Here is a 17,251-nt window from a genome sequence, read left to right as displayed (position 1 = left end):
TCGGTGGCGTCAGACATGCGCGCGGGCTCCGCTGTTGGCGTCAGGGATCGAGGTTGAGGTTGCGGCCTCGACACGCCGGGGCGGCGCGGTGGAGTCACGCTCGATCAGGGCGTGGCCCAGCACATGGTCGGCCGCCCGCTCGCCGTCCGGATCGGGCGAGCGCAGGGCCCGCATCAGCCGGTCCAGGGCCACGGCCGCCATCTGCCGCACCGGCTGGCGCACGGTGGTCAGCGGCGGCCAAAGCGTGGTGGCCACGGTGGTGTCGTCGAACCCGACCACGGTCAGGTCGCGCGGCACGTCCAGGTGACGGCGGTGGGCCACCGACACGGCCGCGGCGGCCATGTCGTCGTTGCTGGCGAAGATCGCGGTGGGCGCGGGGTCGGCGTCCAGCAGCCATTCGGCCGCGCGCAGACCCGAGCCATAGCTGAAGCTGCCCTGGGCCAGGACCAGTTCGGCGCCCGGAACCGCGGCGATCGCCGCCCTGGCCCCCTCCAGGCGCGAGACGCTGGCGGTCTGGTCGGGATTGCCGGCGATGAAGCCGATCCGGCGGTGGCCCAGGTCCAGCAGGTGCTGGGCCATGGCCTGGCTGGCCTGGTGGTCGTCGATGCGGACATTGATCGCGTCGGTCGGCGGGCGCCCCGCCGCGACCACGGCGACGGGCAGGTCGGCGGCGCGCAGGATGTCGCGCACCAGCGCCGACTCCCCCAGCGGCGGGGCCAGGACCACGCCGTGCACGCCGGCGTCCAGCAGCCGCTGCAGCTCCTGGGCCGTCGGGGCCTGGCCGTTCTCGCCCCGCGCCAGGATCAGCCGCGCCCCGGCGCTGGTGGCCTCCTCGAACACCCCGATCAGGAAGTCGCTCATGAAGGCGGCGCTGGGGTTGGAATAGATCACCCCGATCCGCAGCTCGCCGGCCGTGACCAGGTTGCGCGCCGCCAGGTTGGGCGCGTAGTTGAGCTCGCGGATCGCCGCCTGCACCGCCAGCCGCGTGCTCTCGCGCACCGCCGCTCCGTCATTGATCACCCGCGACACCGTCATCCGCGACACGCCCGCCAACCGGGCCACATCGACGATCGTGGCGCCCCGTACCCGATCCAACCTGCTCAATGCATGCCCTTATCAACGCCCGATGATGCCGTGGCGTGTTTGGTTTGATCTCGATCAGCCCCGCCGCGGTCCAGTCGTTCGACCGGACCGCGACCAGGCGCCAAGGGCGGCTAGAAGCTGTAGCGCAGGCCCACGTGGTAGAACCGTCCCAGCAGGTCATACAGCGCCGGATTGGCGTCCAGGCCGGTGTTGGTCTGCGGCGACGGCGTCGGATCCTTGTTGAACAGGTTGGCGACCTTGAAATAGGCCGTCAGACCCTTCTTCACCTCGTAGGAGCCGCTGACGTCGACATAGGTCGCGCCTTTCATCTGGTTGTAGTCGATGGTCGGGTAGTTGTTGTTGTCGGCCACGCTTCTCCCCACCGGACAGCTGCCGGCGGCGCATTCGATGTACTGGCCGCCGATGACGCCGTCGCTGAACCAGCGTTCCTGCAGGCTGAGCATGAACCGGTCCGAGCTCCAGGTCTGGACGGCGAGAACCTTCCAGTCCGGCGTATTGCCCGAATTCTGGCCGGCGGTATCGACAACGGAGCCGCCGGGAAAACCCTGATTGGTGACGAACTTGTGGGTGTTGGTCGCCAGGGCGCGCAGGTCGAAACGGCCCGGCACGCTGGGCAGTTCGAACCGGTAACTGGCCTCGATGTCGAAGCCGCTGGTCTTGATCGAGGCCAGGTTGAACACCTGGGCGTTGACGTAGGCCGTCGTACCGGCCGGCGGGGCGAAGTTGAAGCTGCCGCAATACTGCGTCAGACCCGCATAGCAGAAGTTGACCACCTGCTGAGCGCTGAGGCTGGAAATGCCGCCGTTCAGCACGATGTTGTACCAATCGACCGAAACGCTGAACCCCGGCAGCCATTTGGGGTTCGACAGCACCACGCCGAGGCTCGTGTTCTTGGCGATCTCGGGCTTCAGGTCCGGGTTGCCAACCACGTTCTGGAGCACCAGCAGCGCGCCGCCGGAAGGGGCGCCCGGCGGGGGCGTGCCCGTGGAGGGAATGGTGAAGTTCGGGATCGTGGTGGTGACCGGCGCGGCGAACAGCTCCGACAGGTTGGGCGCGCGAACGTCGCGCGAGGTCACCGCGCGCAGGCGGACGCCATCCAGCGGCGTGTCCCAGGTTCCGCCGACCTTCCAGGTGTAGACCGTGCCCGAGGTGCTGTAGTCGGTCCAGCGGCCGGCGAAGTTCAGGTTGGCCTTGCCCGCGGACTCTGAGTTCACGATCGGCAGGTTCACTTCCGCGTACGCTTCCTTGACGTTGTACTTGCCGGCGCCGGAGTGATAGTTGCCCGCGTACCAGTTGTTGCCCGCCGTCCCCAGCAACGGATCCGCCGGATAGTCGGTGGTGTAGGGCGAGGCCGTCGAGCCGTCGCCATAGGGGTCGCCCTGCACGTGGTAGGCTTCGCGGCGATACTCGGCGCCGAAGGCCAAGGCCACCGGCCCCGCCCACCCTTGGATAGGCTCGCCGCTGAAGTTGAGGCTGGCGACGTCCTGCTTCTGGACCGAATGCTGATACGGGCCGTTCTCGGGCTCGATGTATTTCAACGCGGCATCGCTGGGCCGCTGTCCGCCGAACACGTTGATCGGCGCGCAGCCATTGGCCCGGGCGACGGGGTCCGAACACACGATCTGGCCGTTCACGAGACTGGCCTGGATGGCCGCCTTGTAGCGCGGGACCAGCATGATGTCGTTGACGTGGATGTTCGTGATGTTCTCGCCGTGCGTGTAGTAGGCGTCGTAGTGCCAGTCAGTGCCGAAGGCGGCGAACTTGCCGTCGGCCCCGATCACCCCACGATACTGCGTCCGCGTCGGATGCACCGAGATGTTGTTGGGCAGCAGGGCGTTGCTGGTGCCGAAGGTGAAGCTGGTGATGCCGGCGTTCGCGCAGGCGGTCACCACCGAGGCCGGCAGGTAGGGGTTGGAGCACTGCATCGTCAGGCCGGTCGTGGCCCCGCCCGGATTGGGCTGGTTGGCGGATTCGACCCGAGCGATGTTCAGAGTGCCGTAAATCTCGTTGTTGTCGTCGATGTCGTAGGCGACCCGGCCGTAGCTGTTCATCCGCTTGATTTCAGACTGTAGCGACGTGCCGACTCCGACATTGCCCGACAGGTCGCCGCCGACGCAGAAGCCGCCGGACGAGTAGCAGTTGCTGACCGTCCCGGCGGCGTTCTTGGCTGGGACGCCGTTGGAGCCGTACTGAAACTCGAACGGATTGCCGGCCTGGTCGAAGGCGGTGCCTTGCAACGGCCCGGCGCTGATCAAGCCGTATTTCGTGTACTGATAGGCCTGAGCGTGCTCGCGATAGAGATATTGCGGCGAGCCGTCGTTGGTGACGCCGCGATTGACCAGGGTCGCCGTCGTGTACCAGTCGCGGCTGCCCGGCGCGTCCTCGCCGAAGCCGCCGGCCGGCACGCCGTCCTCGTCATCGTACTCAGCGCTGACCTGGACGTGCAGGCGATCGTTCAGGAAGGCCTTGCCGGCCGCGACCTGGGCCAGGAACTGCTGGTTGTCGCCATAGGTCGTGACACCGCCGGCGATATTGGCCTTGAAGCCTTCGAAGCGCTTGTCGGTGATGAAGTTGACGACCCCGCCGACCGCGTCCGAGCCGTAGGAGGCCGAAGCGCCGCCGGTCACGACATCGACCCGCTGGACCAGCAGTTGCGGGAACAGGCTGATGTCGGGAACGCCGGTGATGTTGGCCGGCACCACGCGCTGGCCGTCCAGCAGGGTCAGGGTCCGGATGGTGCCCAGGCCCCGCAGCGAGAACGAGCTGAGGCCCTGCGAGCCGCTCGAGGTGCTGAACGTGCCCGTGGTAGCGCCCGTCGAGCCCTGCAGCGAAGGCAATTGAGCGATGGTCGTGAAGACGTTCGGCTCGGCGGCGCGCTCCAGATCCGCCTGGCCCAGGGCCTGGGTCGGCGTCGGCGCGGTGAAGCCGGTGGACCGGATCCGGGAGCCGGTGACCACGATTTCCGACAGCGCTGTCGCGTTTGGCTCGGCCGATGCCGGAGCCTGCGCCGTCTGCGCGGCGGCCGATCCGGCGGATACCATCATCGCGACCGCGCTTGTCGCGAACAACACGCTCAAAAAGGACGATCCCGCTCGCGTCCGACCCAAACCACTCATCCTGCAGCCTCCCGTTTTTCGTTGAGGCCATCTGCGACGGCCTGACACGAAGCTGTCAGACAAGCGGGGCGCTAACCATTACGACCATGGTCGTAGGTCGGCCGGCGGCGAGCGCCCCGTTCCGGTCTACGGACGTCGCACCGCGTAGAGCGCATGATGGGTCAGGACGAAGAGCGTCTGCCCGTCGGGACCGCCGAACAGCAGTTGTAGCGGGCGTTCGGGAATATCCACGCGCCCCAGTTCCCGACCGTCCGGGGCATAGACGAATACCTGACCGTTGGCGACGTAGACACGCCCCTCCCCGTCCGTCGCGACGCTCTCGCCGCCGCGATCGGCGAAGGGCTTCAGATCGGTGATCGCGCCATGTGGTCCGACGAGGCCGCTGTAGGTCCTGTTCTCCGAGCTGTTGGCGATGAACACTCGCTGCCCGGGTTTGGCGGTGGTGAAGCCGTAGGTGTCGAGCGAATCCGAGAAGCGAAGGCCCCGGAAGTCGGGCGGTCCCTGCTGGAAGACGCGGAAGGCCGGCAAGGTCAGGCTGCCGTCGGGCGAGACGTATTCCCTGGCCTTCGGCAGCGCCATGTCGCGGGCGAACATCTCGGCCAGGGTGGTGAACTGATAGGTCTGGAGATCCAGCTGATCCTTGAACTCGCCGTTGTTCCACCAGTTGACCGGCAGCACGGTCGCCGCGCTTGGATGGTCGGCCGCCGGGGTCGGCGCGATCACCCTGACCTCGGTGTCGGGCGTGCCCGGTTTGAAGCTGTAGACCGAACCGTCGCGCCCGTCCGACGACAGCACTAGCAGATTGCCCGAGGCGTCGACCGCCAGATTGACCGGATCCAGGGTGTTGTCGCGCACGATCGACAGCTTGCGCTCGGCCGACCAGCTGTAGATGCGCTGATTGCGCCGGTCGGTGAAGTACAGCGTCCCCGCCGCATCCACCGCTCCGCCGCCCGCGGAATAGAACCCATCGCCCAGTTTCTCCACCGTGGCCCCGGCGGGGAAGACCGAGGACGCGACCGGCGGCGGATTGGCGGGCAAGTCCAGCACCGCGAACTGGCGCTCGCGTACCTCAAGGCCGCTGGTGACGTCCTGGATGGCGTTCTCGTAGGGATACTTGGTCAGGCGCGCGAAGGTCGCGCAGCCGTTCTCGTCGCAGGTCCCGACACCGCTTTCGCCGTTCACCGCCACGTTGCGAAAGCGGATGTCATGGGAGTTGTAGACCCTGACCGCCGCGGGCGCGGGACGTCGCGTCCGGGTGACCCGGTAGCCGTGATAGTTGGCGACCAGGATGTCGTGCGAGTCGCGGATCTCCAGCGAGACAGTGTCCTCGCCTTCCCCCGCCTCCTCCTCGGTCTGCGGCGCCAGGAATTCCCAGTTGGCGACCCGGTTGAGGCTGATCTCGCTGCGCACATGGTGCTCGACCGAGGCCTGGTAGACATGGCCGGGTGTCTGGGTGTCGGACACATAGATACCCGAATAGGCGTAGGTGCTGGGGCTCCAGAGGTTGGCGAAGGTTCCGCCGCCGCCGTTGGTCACCCACAGGCTGGGATACTGGCCCGCCCAGCGCTTGGCCGGATCGGCGTCGGCCGTGGCGTTGGCGTTGTAGGGATTGAACCGCGTGCCGTCGTGGAGGTTGGTGCCGTGACCGCCTTGAAACTTGACGTCATTGACCATCGAGTTGGCGCCGGCGGTCCAGAACAGAGCCGTGGCGCGCGGGTTGATCCCGCCGGTATTGAGGCCCAGTCCCGAGACGATGGCGTCGCCTCCGGCGGCCGACGCGACCAGCGGCTTGGGGGCGCCGACGCCCTGATAGCCTGGCGTGCGATCGGGCAGCACGATCTGCGTCAAGCTCGGATGCAGACTGACCAACACGGTGTCCGGTCGCAGCTTCAAGGTGTCGGTGACCCGATAAAAGCCGGCCGGGAAATAGACGACGCGATGGGCGTCGATCGCCTTCTGAATGGCGACTGTGTCATCGGTGGCGTTGTCGCCCTTGGCGCCCAGCCCACGGACATTGAACCACTCGGACGTGGGCGGCAGGGTGCGGATCGCTGGAGAGCGCGGCGCCGGAAGGCCGGGGATCGCCTCAGCCTTCATGTCCGTCTTGTAGACGCCCATCTGGCCGAGGCCTGGCAGCGTCAGGCCGTGGTTGAACGTGGCGACGCGATAGGCGCGCCCCCTGCCCGGTTCGGTCTTGCCGCTGTCGCGGAAGCGCGCGAACACCGGGGTGTTACTGGCTACGGCGTTCTCGAAGCCGACCTGGGTGTAGACGTTGTTCTCGTTGGAGATCACGACCGCGGCCTTCGACACGTTCTCGAAGCGAACGTCCTTGCCCCAAAGCCAGTCGCCGTAGCCCCGGTCGATCTCGATCCCGACCGGCGTGTCCCGCATGGCCACATTGACCAGGGTCAGGCCGGCCTCGTGTTCGCGGATCGCCGCGTCGCGTTGACCTTCGAACGTCGAGTCCAGCAGCACGAAGCCCCAAGCCGGCGAGGTCTTCTCTGCCAGTATGCCGTAACGGCCACCCCTGAAATGCAGGTCCTCGGCCTCGTTGGCGACCTGATACAGGCCCGCCATGCCCGAGCCGATGTCGAAGTCCATATGGCTGAGATAAGCGTGTTGGGCGGCGTGGAAGCGGATCGCCGTCGCGGCCGGATTGCCTCGGCCGATCTTGAAGTCGATGTTGCTCATCGCCGAATAGAAGGTGCCGGGATTGGCGTCGGCCACGTCCTTGTCGAAGGGCACGCTGCCGAGCGGTGGGAACGCCACGCGGCGCGCCGGATCGCGTTTCGCCCCGGCGAAGATCACCATGTTGGCCAGGCCCTTCTGGAACCCCGGCGCGTTGTCGGCGAGCAGGATTAGCGGCCGGTTAGCGCCGACCCCGAACACGCGTACGCCCGGCCACAGGAAGAGCGTCTTGCTGATCCGGTAGCGACCCGACGGAAGGAAAACGAGACCGCCGCCATCCTTGGCCGCGGCCGCGTCAATCGCGTTCTGCAGCGCGGCGGTATCGTCGGCGCGGCCGTCGCCGACGGCGCGAACCACCACGGCGCTGGGATCGTCCGGCATCACCGCGAAGGCCGATGTCGAAGCCGCCGCCGGCACGCTGGTCGCCAGCAGCAGAACCAAGGCCGCCATTCCCGTCGCCAACCAGCCTCGCATTACAGACCTCACGAAAAAACGTCCCGGCGCGGGGCCGGGACAGTCAGGGGAGTATGGCGTTTCACCCGCGCGCGTTTTCAAGCTGCAACGGGACGCATCGGTTTGTCATCGGCGCGCGTCATGGCGTCACAGCATAGAGCGTGTGGTGGGTCAGGACGAAGAGGGTGCGCCGACCCGGACCGCCGAAGATCAGCTGCAGGGGCCGTTCGGGCAGGTCGATGCGCCCGGTCGGCCGGCCATCGGCGGCGTATTTGAAGATCTGGCCGTTGGCGACAAAGACCTGGCCCTGAGCGTCGACCGCGACGCTCTCCCCGCCCCGGTTGGCGAACACCTTCAGGTCGGTCAACGTCCCACCCGAGCCGATCTTGCCGCTGTAGGTCTTGTTCTCGGAGCCGTTGGTGACGAACACCCGCTCGCCGATCTTGCCACCGATCAAGCCATTGGCCTGCAGACTGTCAGCCCAGCGCCAGCCGACATGGTCGGGCGGACCTTGTTGCCACACCCGGAAGGCGGGCAATGACATACTGCCGTCGGGCGAGACGTATTCCTGCGGTTTCGGTTGCCCGACGTCGCGGGCGAACATCTGCGCCAAGGTCGTGAACTGGTCGGAAGCCGGGTCGTACTGGTCCCTGAATTCGCCGTTGTTCCACCAGTTGACCGGAAGCAGCGTTTGGGTCCCCGCGCGCGGAGCCGAGGCCGTCGGCGCGATCGGCGTCATCTGGTCCTTGGGGCCGTTCGGATCGATCGAATAGACGCTGGCCTGGGGGCCGAACGACGACACCACCAGGAGCTTGCCAGAGCGATCCACCGCCAGGTTGGTGGGATCCAGCGCGTTGTCGCGCACCACCTCCAGGCCCTTGGCCTGGGTCCAGCGATAGATCCGTTGGAAACGCTTCTCGACAAAATAGAGCGCGCCGTCCGCGTCCACCGTGGCGCCGGAGATCGACCAGAAACCGGTCTCCAGTTTCCGCACCTTGGCGTCGCTGGCCGAAGACGCGGCCGGAGCCGTGTTGGTGACGTCCAGCACGGCGAATTCGCGCTCGCGGACGTCCAGCTTGCGGGTCTTGTCCTGGATCGCGTTCTCGAACGGATATTTGCTGGCCCGCAGATAGGTGCCGCAACCGATCGCATCGCACAGGGCCACGCCGCTCTCGGCGTTGATATGGACGTTGCGGAATCGGATATCGGACGAGTTGAACAGCTTCACCGCCGTTTCGGCGGGGTGGTAGGACCGCGTCACCCGATAGCCATGGTAGTTGGCGAACAGGATGTTGCGCGAATTGCGCACCTCCAGCGAGACGGCGTCCGGCCCGTCGCCGACCTCCTGCTCGGTCTGCGGCGCCAGGAATTCCCAGTTCTGGACGTTGTCGAGCACGAACTCGTTGCGCACGTGGTGCTCGACCGACACCTCGTAGATGTGCCCGGGCGTACTGGTGTCGGAGATGTAGAAGCCGGCCGAGGCGAAGGTGTTCGGGCTCCAGACATTGGCGAACGTGCCACCGCCGCCGTCGGTCACCCAAATGCTGGGGTACTGGCCGTCCCAGCGGCCGTCGGCCACCGGATCGCCGCTGCGGGCCTGGAGCGCGCCTAGCGGCTTGCCATCCATGGTGGGCGTGCCGCCGCCGCCCATGATCTTGACGTCGGTGACCTGCGAAGTCTCGCCCGACCGCCACAGCAGCGCCGAGGCCCGTGGATTGACGCGTCCGGTGAACAGCCCGATCCCCGACAGGATGTTGTCGCCGCCTTTCGGTGTTTCCAGGATGGGCGTCACGGCGCCGACACCGGCATGGCGGGGGTTGTCATCGGGAATGACCAGTTGGGTCACGGCAGGATGCAGGCCGATCAGCACGGTGTCGGGACGCAGCTTCAGGGTGTCGGTGACCCTGTAGAAGCCGATCGGCAGATAGAGCACGCGATGGGTGTTGATCGCGCTCTGCAAGGCGGCGGTGTCGTCGGTCTGGCCGTCGCCTTTCACACCCAAGGTCTTGACGTTGGTCCATTCGGCCACCGGCGGCAGTGAACGAAGAGCCGGCGTCGAAGTCGCCGGCAGTGACGGCAGCGAGGCCAGGTCCACGTTCGTCTTGTACTCGCCCATCTGGCCCAGGCCCGGCAAAGTCAGACCGTAGGTGAACGAAGCCACCCGATAGGCCCGGCCCTTCCCGGCCACGGTCTTGCCGCTGTCGCGAAAGCGCGCGAACACCGGGGTGTTGGACGCCACGGCGTTGTCGAAGCCCACCTGGGTGAAGACGGTGTCTTCGTTGGAGATGACGACGGCGGCCTTCGAGACGTTCTCGAAGCGCACGTTCTTGCCCCAAAGGGAGTCGCTGTAGCCGCTGTCGATGTCGATGCCGACGGGTACGTTGCGCATCGCCACGTTGACCAACGTCAGGTCGACCTCGTGCTCACGGATCGCCGCGTCGCGCTGGCCGTCGAAGGTGGAGTCGATGAGGGTGAACTGCCAGGCCGGCGAGGTCTTCTCGGTGACGATCCCGTAGCGGCCGCCGTGGAAGTGGACGTCCTCCATGATGTTGCCGGCCTGGTAGACGCCGGCGAAGGCCGAACCCAGGCGGAAATCCATGTGGCTGAGAAAGGCGTGCTGGGCCATGCGGAACCGGACGGCCGCCGCGGCCGGGTTGCCCGCGCCGATCTCGACATCGACATTGCTCAGCGCCGAATAGAAGGTCCCGGAATTGGCGTCGCGCACCTCGTCCTTGGCGCCGACCACGGTGGGAACCGGCACGGGAATGCGGCCGACGGCGTACTGGTCGCCGCCCGTGAACACGATCATCGTGCCCACGCCCTTCTGGAAGCCCGGGGTGTTGGGGCCGAGCACGAAGACGGGCCGCGTCGCGCCGACGCCGAAGATGCGCACGCCGGGCGGCACCAGGATGCTGCGGCTCAGGCGATAGCGGCCGGACGGCAGGAACACCACGCCATGACCGGTCTTGTCGCGCGCCGCGTCGATGGCGCTCTGGACGGCTTGAGTATCATCGGCGCGACCGTCGCCGACGCCCTTCACGCTGATCGCGCGCGGATCGTCGGGCGCGGTGAGAAGAACCGATTGGGTCGCGGCGATCGCCGAAGACGCGGGCGCGGCCGCCAGGATCACCGCCGCCAGTAAAACCACTTTCATGCCGCTTCCCTGAGTTTCGCCCAGCTACGGATAAGGGGTCGCAAGCGGGTCGCCATCCACGACCATGGTCGTAGTTCTCGCTCGATAAGCTTGTCCCTAAAACCAGATCTACAACTACTCGGCTGGCCGGCCGACCCAAGACAGCGCTCGTCCCCGATCAGCCCAAGGAAGCCGCTTGCAGCCGCCCTCGCCTCCCGCCGGATCCGCGCCCACCGCCATCATCGTCATGGGGGTGAGCGGAAGCGGAAAGACGACCCTCGGCGGCGTTCTCGCCCAAGCGCTCGACTGTCCGTTCCTGGACGGCGACGCGTTTCACGATCCGGTCGCCATCGCCAAGATGAGCGCCGGCGAACCGCTTACCGACGACGACCGCTGGCCCTGGCTCGACCGGTTGGGCGGCGCCATGGATCAAGCCCTGGCGTCGGGCGGAAGGGTCGTGGCCGCCTGTTCGGCTCTACGGCGCGGCTATCGCGACCGCCTTCGCGCGGCGATATCGGCGCCTGCCCGGTTCGTCCTGCTGGATGTCAGTTCTGACGAGCTTCAGCGCCGCCTCGATCATCGGACCGATCATTATATGCCGGCCAGCCTGCTGGGCAGCCAATTGGCGACATTGGAGCGTCCAGGGGCGGACGAAGCAGCTCTCCTGCTCACGGCTATCGCTTCGCCCCGGCAACTGTGCGAGGCCACGCTGGCCTGGCTGAGGGCGCGCGACGATCAAGCCCGCCACGGGGAACGCCCGTCAGGGCATGAGCCGTTTTCGACCTTGTGACAGATGCCAGCGCATGGCCAGGGCCGCGCCGTCGCCGTCCTGCGCGCGGATCGCTTCAACGATCATCTCATGCTCGCGCATCATCTCGCCGATGGCCTCCGGCGGTCGCGAGCGCGAAATGCCGACGCCGGCGCGCATGATCCGGTCGACGTCGGACTGAAGCGCTTCGAACGCCATCAGAAAGGCGGGGTTGGCGGTCGCCAGCACGATGCGGCGATGAAGCTCCATGTCTTCGACATGCGCCGGCGCGTTCGACAGCAGCGCGGCGCGCAGTTGCTGGAGGCCCTCCTCGATACTGGCCATCTCTTCGGCCGATCGCCGCGCCGCCGCCAGCCGCGCCGCCTCGGCCTCCAGCACGAAGCGCACCTCGTAGCTGCCAAGCGTCGAAGGCAGCTCGGAGAGCGGCATATAGGCGCCCAGCTTGTCGGACGGGCGGTTCTTGACGAAGGATCCCGCCCCGCGCCGCGCCTCGGTGATGCTGTCGGCCGCCAATCGCACCAGCGCTTCGCGCACGACCGTGCGCGACATGCCGAAGATTTCCGCCAGGCGAGCCTCGGACGGCAAACGATCGCCCACCGCCAAGCCATCGGCGTTGATCATCTCCACGATGCCCGTATAGGCCCGGTCGGCTAAACGGCCTTCGCTCATCCATCGGTCTCCAGTTCGATGGACGCCAATGTCGCATCAAAATCTGTATGACAGGTTTTCGCATGACGACGATCAGGGCGCAATGTTCACGCTCACATCGTCAATATCGCTTGAACTTGTCCAACAGATAGCGCTACCATCACATTGCACGACCCGGATTCGCCGAACACGATCGGCCGACAAAACAACGGGCGTTTCACCCCTCTCGAGAGGAGGGGTGTGTAGGGATGAAGCAGAGGGGTTCAGGCATGACCACGACGGACGTCCGCGTAATCGACCGGGATCTGGAGACGGCGTTTGGCGGTCTCACGCCGACCCAGATGAAGGTCCTGGAAGGCGTCAATTCGGGACTGCTCAACAAGCAGATCGCCTTCGACCTCGGCATCGCCGAAGCCACGGTCAAGGCCCACATGACCGCGCTGATGCGCAAGCTCAATGTGCACAACCGGACCCAGGCCGCGATCGCGGCCCAAGCCCTGACGCATGGGCTGAGGTCCGCCGCTCGATAGGCCAACGGAATAAGTCGGATGAGCGCCGCCTTTTCGCCGAGCGAAGCAGGAGCCGGCGCTCATCCGACCGCCCTCCCCCAAGGGCAAGGCGTGATGGCTGCGTAGGAAGCCGCCACGACTTGGGCGCTTCATCTGATGGCGAGGATCAGGAGTCCTCGGTCGCGTGTCGGTCCTCGCCGAGACGGGGGCCGAGACGGGGATCGGAACCTTGCGAAGCCGCCACGCAGGTCTCGTGTGAAATCGCTTCCGCCGCGACCTGATCGATCACGCGCCGCAGTTCGGCCAGCCGCCTGTCGGCCGCCATCATGCTGGCCCAGAAGCTCTGGTCCTGCGGCGTCTTCGGCTCCCAGGCGCTCTTCGCATCTGGCCCGGACGCGCAAGGCGCCTCTTCCGTCAGCCTAGACAAGAGGGTGGGCCCGGCGCTCGCAGTCGCGGATCGCCGAACTCGCGAAATCCACGACCATATGGGTCAAGCGGGACAGGTCGTCGCCGGCGATGCCGTGGTCACTGGCCCAGATCTTCACGGCATGCCTGAGAATGCTCGCCGCCGGATCAGAGGCGAGCGCACCGGAGAAGGCGTCTTGATCCGCCCTGAGGGCGGCTGTGTCGAGAGACATGGCGAGGCTCCTGGGTGTGTTGGGGAAGACGGACCCGACCGATGGGGCAGCCGGGTCCGAAAGGCGGCGAAACGGCCCGCGGTGTCAGGCCGAATGCGGTGTAGGTTTTGGCGGCACTCCAACGATGGCGATCGACAGAGACGTTCTGCAGCCGCCCGGACTGTGCTCGTCGCGGCCTACGCCTGGACCATGTCGCAGGGCCCGCAGCGTGACTGTGCGGATTTGCACATCGCCGGAAATAAAGGCGCCGTTTCTCGCCTCGACGGAAACGATAGGTCCCCTGGAGGACGATCGCGGGCGCGGCGCCCTCGGCGCAGGCTTCCGTATACGGATGTAACGCCACACGCTGTCAAAAACACTTCACATAAAACCCGGTCCCCGAACGTGTGGCCCGGAACTCTCCCCTCCCGACGGCGCTCGGGATGGTCCCCGAAAGCGACCGATCGGGGATAGACCATGCGCAATCTCGCGAAATCCAAATGGATGACCACCACCATGCTGGCGACGGGCCTGTTGGCCCTCGCCGCCGGCCAGGCCCTGGCCGCCGACGCCGCGCCGGCCCAGCCCGGCGCCGACGAAGTCGATACGATCGTCGTCACGGGGTTCCGCGGCAGCCTCGCCCACGCTCGTGACCTCAAGCGCGACGCGGTCGGCGCCAGCGACGTCATCGTGTCCGAAGACATCGCCGCCTTCCCCGACCTGAATCTGGCCGAGTCGCTGCAGCGCATCCCCGGCGTGACCATTTCGCGCGACTCCGGCGAAGGTCGCCAGATCACCCTGCGTGGCCTGGGCCCCGACTTCACCCGCACCCAGCTGAACGGCATGGAAGTGCTGGGCAACACCGCCTCGGGCATGGACAACCGCGGCGGCGTCAGCCGCACCCGCGCCTTCGACTACAGCCTGTTCGCCTCGGAACTGTTCGACCGCGTGACCGTGCAGAAGTCGCTGGCGGCCGAACAGGACGAAGGCGGCATCGGCGGCACCGTCCTGCTGAGCACGGCCAAGCCGTTCGACTATCCGGGCTTCAAGGCCGTGTTGTCGGCCAAGGCCCAGCAGAACAGCCACGCCGATGACAAGGTCACGCCGCGCGTGGTCGGCCTGATCTCCAACCGCTGGGGCGATTTCGGGGCCCTGGCCTCGGTGGCCTACGGCGTCAACGACTCCAACGAGTTCGGCTATCGCAGCTTCAACTGGGGCGCCATCCGCGCCAATCCGGGCAACATCGGCGCGGGCGTCAGCGCCGCCGACGCGGCCAAGCTGACGGCCGCCACCCCGACCATCTTCGCGCCGCAGGCCGACACCTATTCGACCTGGTACGACCGCCGCAAACGCCTGGGCGCGACCCTGTCGCTGCAGTACGAACCCGGCGACAAGCTGAAGCTGGGCTTCGACGCCCTGTACAGCCAGCTCGAGAACAGCCGCCAGGACTTCTCGCTGGCCACCTCGGGCATCAACAGCCTGACCGGCAACATCACCGGCACCCAGGTGATGCAGAGCGCCGTGATCCAGGGCAACACCCTGGTCGCCTCCAGCTACACCGGCGTGGACCTGCGCAGCGAGTTCAACCGCGAGGAAGACAAGACCAAGTTCTACCAGACCTCGCTGAACGGCTCTTACCAGGCGACGGACAAGCTGCTGGTCAAGGGCTTGATCGGTTATTCGAAGTCGGACTACAGCCTGCCGGTGTTCGATAAGGTGTTCCTGGAATCCAAGAACCACGCCTTCAGCTTCGACGACCGTCCGGAAATGCCCGTCAACACCTATGACGCCGGCATCACCGATCCCAGCAAGTGGGACCTGATGCGGATGGACACCCAAGAGAACCGCATCTCCTCGGAATACACCAACGCCCAGTTCGACGTGGCCTTCGCCGCCACCGAGACCTCCATCTTCAAGGGCGGTGTCGAGTACAAGAAGTTCGTCAACAGCGGCGCTCAATGGGGCGACAAGCAGTTCAAGAACGTTCCGGCCAACACCGTCATCCCCAACAATCTGAAGATGACGGTTCCGTTCAAGACCTTGGGCAACTACGTCGTCGGCGACGTCGACCAAGTCTACGCCCTGATCGGCCAGGTTCGCGATCTGCAAGGCGCCGGCGCCAAGTACGCCACCCCAGGCACCAACTACACCGTGACCGAGGAGACCCAGGCGGCCTATCTGCAGTACGACCTGAACACGACGATCCTGGACAAGGGCGTGCGGGCCAACGCCGGCCTGCGCTACTACTCCACGGACCTGACCTCGGAAGGCATGCTCAACACCGGCACCAGCCTCCAGCCAGTGTCGATCAAGCACAAGTACGACGGCCTGCTGCCGGCCCTGAACGTCGCCGTCGACATCAATGACGGCATGGTCGCCCGCTTCAGCGCCAATCGCGACATCAGCCGCCCGGCCCTGGGCGACTTGGCCGCCGCCGGCTCACTGACGACCGCTCCGTTCGGCGGCACGGTCAGCACCGGCAACCCGAACCTGACGCCGTTCACCTCGGACTCGATGGAAGGTTCGCTGGAGTTCTATAACGGTCGCGTCGGGTTCTTCTCGGTCGGCGTGTTCTACAAGAAGCTGAAGTCGTTCATCACCAGCCAGACCAGCGTGGTGCCCTACTCGCAGACGGGCTTCCCGCTGTCGTTCCTGCTGCCGGGCCAGGACGGCTCGATCATGTACAATGTCAGCCGTCCGGTGAACGGTCCAGGCGCCGACATCCAGGGCCTCGAGATCGCCTTCCAGCGCGACTTCGACTTCCTGCCGGCGCCGTTCAATCACCTGGGCGTCGTGGCCAACGGCACCTATGCCGACGGCTCTTCGCCTGTGCTGATCAGCGGAAACTGGGTCACCCTGTCGCTGCCCAACCTGTCGAAGTATAGCGCCAACGCCACGGTCTACTACGAGACCGACACCTGGGGCATGCGCCTCTCCAGCGCCTATCGTGACGATTACCTCGACGGCGCTGGCGGCAACGGCAACATCGGCAGCGGCGTGAAGGCGACCAACAACATCGACTTCGCCGCCCACTACAACGTCATGCCGAAGCTGAAGCTGACCCTGGAGGGTATCAACCTCTCCAACCAGCACAGCATTCAGTACACCGACGTCACGGCCAAGCGCACCACGGTCAACACCAGCAGCGGCCGGACCATCCTGATCGGCGCGACCTACGAGTTCTAGGTTCGTCGATAGAGGACCCGTCCGGCGCGTCGCCCCCTGCGCGCCGGACGGGATTTTCGTATCCAGACACCGGAGGCCGCCTTGGCTCGTCCCCTTCTCGACCGGCGCACGTTCCTGGCTTCGGGGCTGGCGCTCTCCGCGTCCTCTGCCCTCGCCGCTTCCCGGCCGTTTCGGATCGGCGCCATCGCCGATTGTCAGTACGCCGACCAGGACGACAACGGAGCGCGGATGTATCGGCGCGCGCCGGGCAAGCTGCGGGCGGCCGTCGACTATTTCAACACCCTGGACCTGGATCACGTAGTCCATCTGGGCGACTTCATCGACAAGGGATGGGCCAGTTTCGACGCCCAGCAGCCGGCGATCGACGCCCTGCGCCATCCGTGGCGGTTCGTGCTGGGCAATCACGATTTCGCGGTCGACGACGACAAGAAGGCCCTGGTCGCCGCCCGTCTGGACATGCCGGCCCGCTACTACAGTTTCGAGACCCACGGCTGGGTGTTCCTGGCCCTCGACGGCAACGACCTCAGCGAATACGGCTGGCCTGCCGGTAGCCCTCAGCTTGCGCTGAGCCAGCGCCTGCACCGCGAACGCTTTCCCGGCGCCCCCGACTGGGACGGCGGGATCGGCGAGACCCAGCTCAAATGGATCGACGCGACCCTGACCGACGCCGGGCGGCGCGGCCTGAAGGCGGCGCTCTATTGCCACTTCCCGATCTTCCCGGCGAACCCGCACAATCTGTGGAACGCCGCCGAGGTGACCGATCTCGTCGTGCGCCAACGCGCCGCCAAGGTTTGGATCAACGGCCACAATCACGACGGCAACTACGGCGAGACCGCCGGCCTGCACTGCGTGAACCTCAAGGGCATGCTCGACACCGAGGAGACCGCCTATGCGGTGGTCGATTTCGAGGCCGACCACCTGCGGATGACCGGATTTGGGCGCCAGCCCAACCTCCGGCTGAAGCTTCGCCGTTAAGCGTGAAGCTTCAAATAAGTGACATGCGATCCGGCTAGGAGACGCACCGGGCG

12 protein-coding genes are annotated in these 17,251 nt (G+C 66.3%); 5 read left to right on the top strand and 7 right to left on the bottom strand.

Annotated features, from left to right (window positions below):
* Nucleotides 1-9 precede the first annotated feature (9 nt).
* Nucleotides 10-1,104, bottom strand: coding sequence for a LacI family DNA-binding transcriptional regulator (locus G3M62_RS11655; RefSeq protein WP_165187174.1), 1,095 nt, complete (start codon nt 1,102-1,104; stop codon nt 10-12).
* A 110-nt stretch (nt 1,105-1,214) separates the two neighbouring features.
* Nucleotides 1,215-4,145, bottom strand: coding sequence for a TonB-dependent receptor plug domain-containing protein (locus G3M62_RS11650; RefSeq protein WP_246263570.1), 2,931 nt, complete (start codon nt 4,143-4,145; stop codon nt 1,215-1,217).
* On the opposite strand from G3M62_RS11650, the gene G3M62_RS26515 reads away from it, so the two are divergent.
* Nucleotides 4,054-4,245 carry a hypothetical protein gene (locus G3M62_RS26515; protein WP_246263629.1) on the top strand — a complete coding sequence of 64 codons (192 nt, stop codon included), beginning with the start codon at nt 4,054-4,056 and terminating at the stop codon, nt 4,243-4,245. The genes G3M62_RS11650 and G3M62_RS26515 overlap by 92 nt on opposite strands.
* A gap of 101 nt (nt 4,246-4,346) precedes the next feature.
* Here G3M62_RS26515 and G3M62_RS11645 read toward each other — a convergent pair whose 3' ends face one another.
* Nucleotides 4,347-7,358, bottom strand: a complete 3,012-nt coding sequence (locus tag G3M62_RS11645; RefSeq protein WP_165187171.1) for a glycosyl hydrolase family 28-related protein — start codon at nt 7,356-7,358, stop codon at nt 4,347-4,349.
* A gap of 142 nt (nt 7,359-7,500) precedes the next feature.
* A complete protein-coding gene (locus G3M62_RS11640) occupies nt 7,501-10,515 on the bottom strand; it encodes a glycosyl hydrolase family 28-related protein (RefSeq protein ID WP_165187169.1) in 3,015 nt (1,004 codons plus the stop codon).
* 175 nt (nt 10,516-10,690) lie between these two features.
* Between G3M62_RS11640 and G3M62_RS11635 the strand changes: the two genes are divergently transcribed.
* Nucleotides 10,691-11,284, top strand: coding sequence for a gluconokinase (locus G3M62_RS11635; protein WP_246263565.1), 594 nt, complete (start codon nt 10,691-10,693; stop codon nt 11,282-11,284).
* On the opposite strand, the gene G3M62_RS11630 is transcribed toward G3M62_RS11635, so the two are convergent.
* Nucleotides 11,255-11,932, bottom strand: coding sequence for a FadR/GntR family transcriptional regulator (locus G3M62_RS11630; RefSeq protein WP_165187167.1), 678 nt, complete (start codon nt 11,930-11,932; stop codon nt 11,255-11,257). The two genes, G3M62_RS11635 and G3M62_RS11630, sit on opposite strands and share 30 nt — an antisense overlap.
* A 248-nt stretch (nt 11,933-12,180) precedes the next feature.
* Between G3M62_RS11630 and G3M62_RS11625 the strand changes: the two genes are divergently transcribed.
* Nucleotides 12,181-12,441 carry a helix-turn-helix domain-containing protein gene (locus G3M62_RS11625; RefSeq protein WP_205691997.1) on the top strand — a complete coding sequence of 87 codons (261 nt, stop codon included), beginning with the start codon at nt 12,181-12,183 and terminating at the stop codon, nt 12,439-12,441.
* A 145-nt stretch (nt 12,442-12,586) separates the two neighbouring features.
* Here G3M62_RS11625 and G3M62_RS11620 read toward each other — a convergent pair whose 3' ends face one another.
* Nucleotides 12,587-12,748: a hypothetical protein gene (locus G3M62_RS11620; RefSeq protein WP_165187165.1), complete on the bottom strand. Its 162-nt coding sequence runs from the start codon at nt 12,746-12,748 to the stop codon at nt 12,587-12,589.
* Nucleotides 12,749-12,839: 91 nt separating this feature from the next.
* Nucleotides 12,840-13,058, bottom strand: coding sequence for a hypothetical protein (locus tag G3M62_RS11615; protein WP_165187164.1), 219 nt, complete (start codon nt 13,056-13,058; stop codon nt 12,840-12,842).
* Nucleotides 13,059-13,514: 456 nt separating this feature from the next.
* Here G3M62_RS11615 and G3M62_RS11610 point away from each other — a divergent pair, with 456 nt between their 5' ends.
* Both G3M62_RS11610 and G3M62_RS11605 read left to right on the top strand, forming a co-directional pair.
* A complete protein-coding gene (locus G3M62_RS11610) occupies nt 13,515-16,223 on the top strand; it encodes a TonB-dependent receptor (RefSeq protein ID WP_165187162.1) in 2,709 nt (902 codons plus the stop codon).
* Nucleotides 16,224-16,304: 81 nt separating this feature from the next.
* Entirely contained in the window at nt 16,305-17,198 is an 894-nt protein-coding gene (locus tag G3M62_RS11605) for a metallophosphoesterase (protein WP_165187160.1), read from the top strand.
* Nucleotides 17,199-17,251: the final 53 nt, after the last annotated feature.

The sequence above is a fragment of the Caulobacter soli genome, from assembly GCF_011045195.1.
In the GTDB taxonomy this organism is placed as follows: domain Bacteria; phylum Pseudomonadota; class Alphaproteobacteria; order Caulobacterales; family Caulobacteraceae; genus Caulobacter; species Caulobacter soli.
The sequence above is the reverse complement of the archived record's forward strand: the minus strand, read 5'-3'. Positions and strand labels throughout refer to the sequence as shown.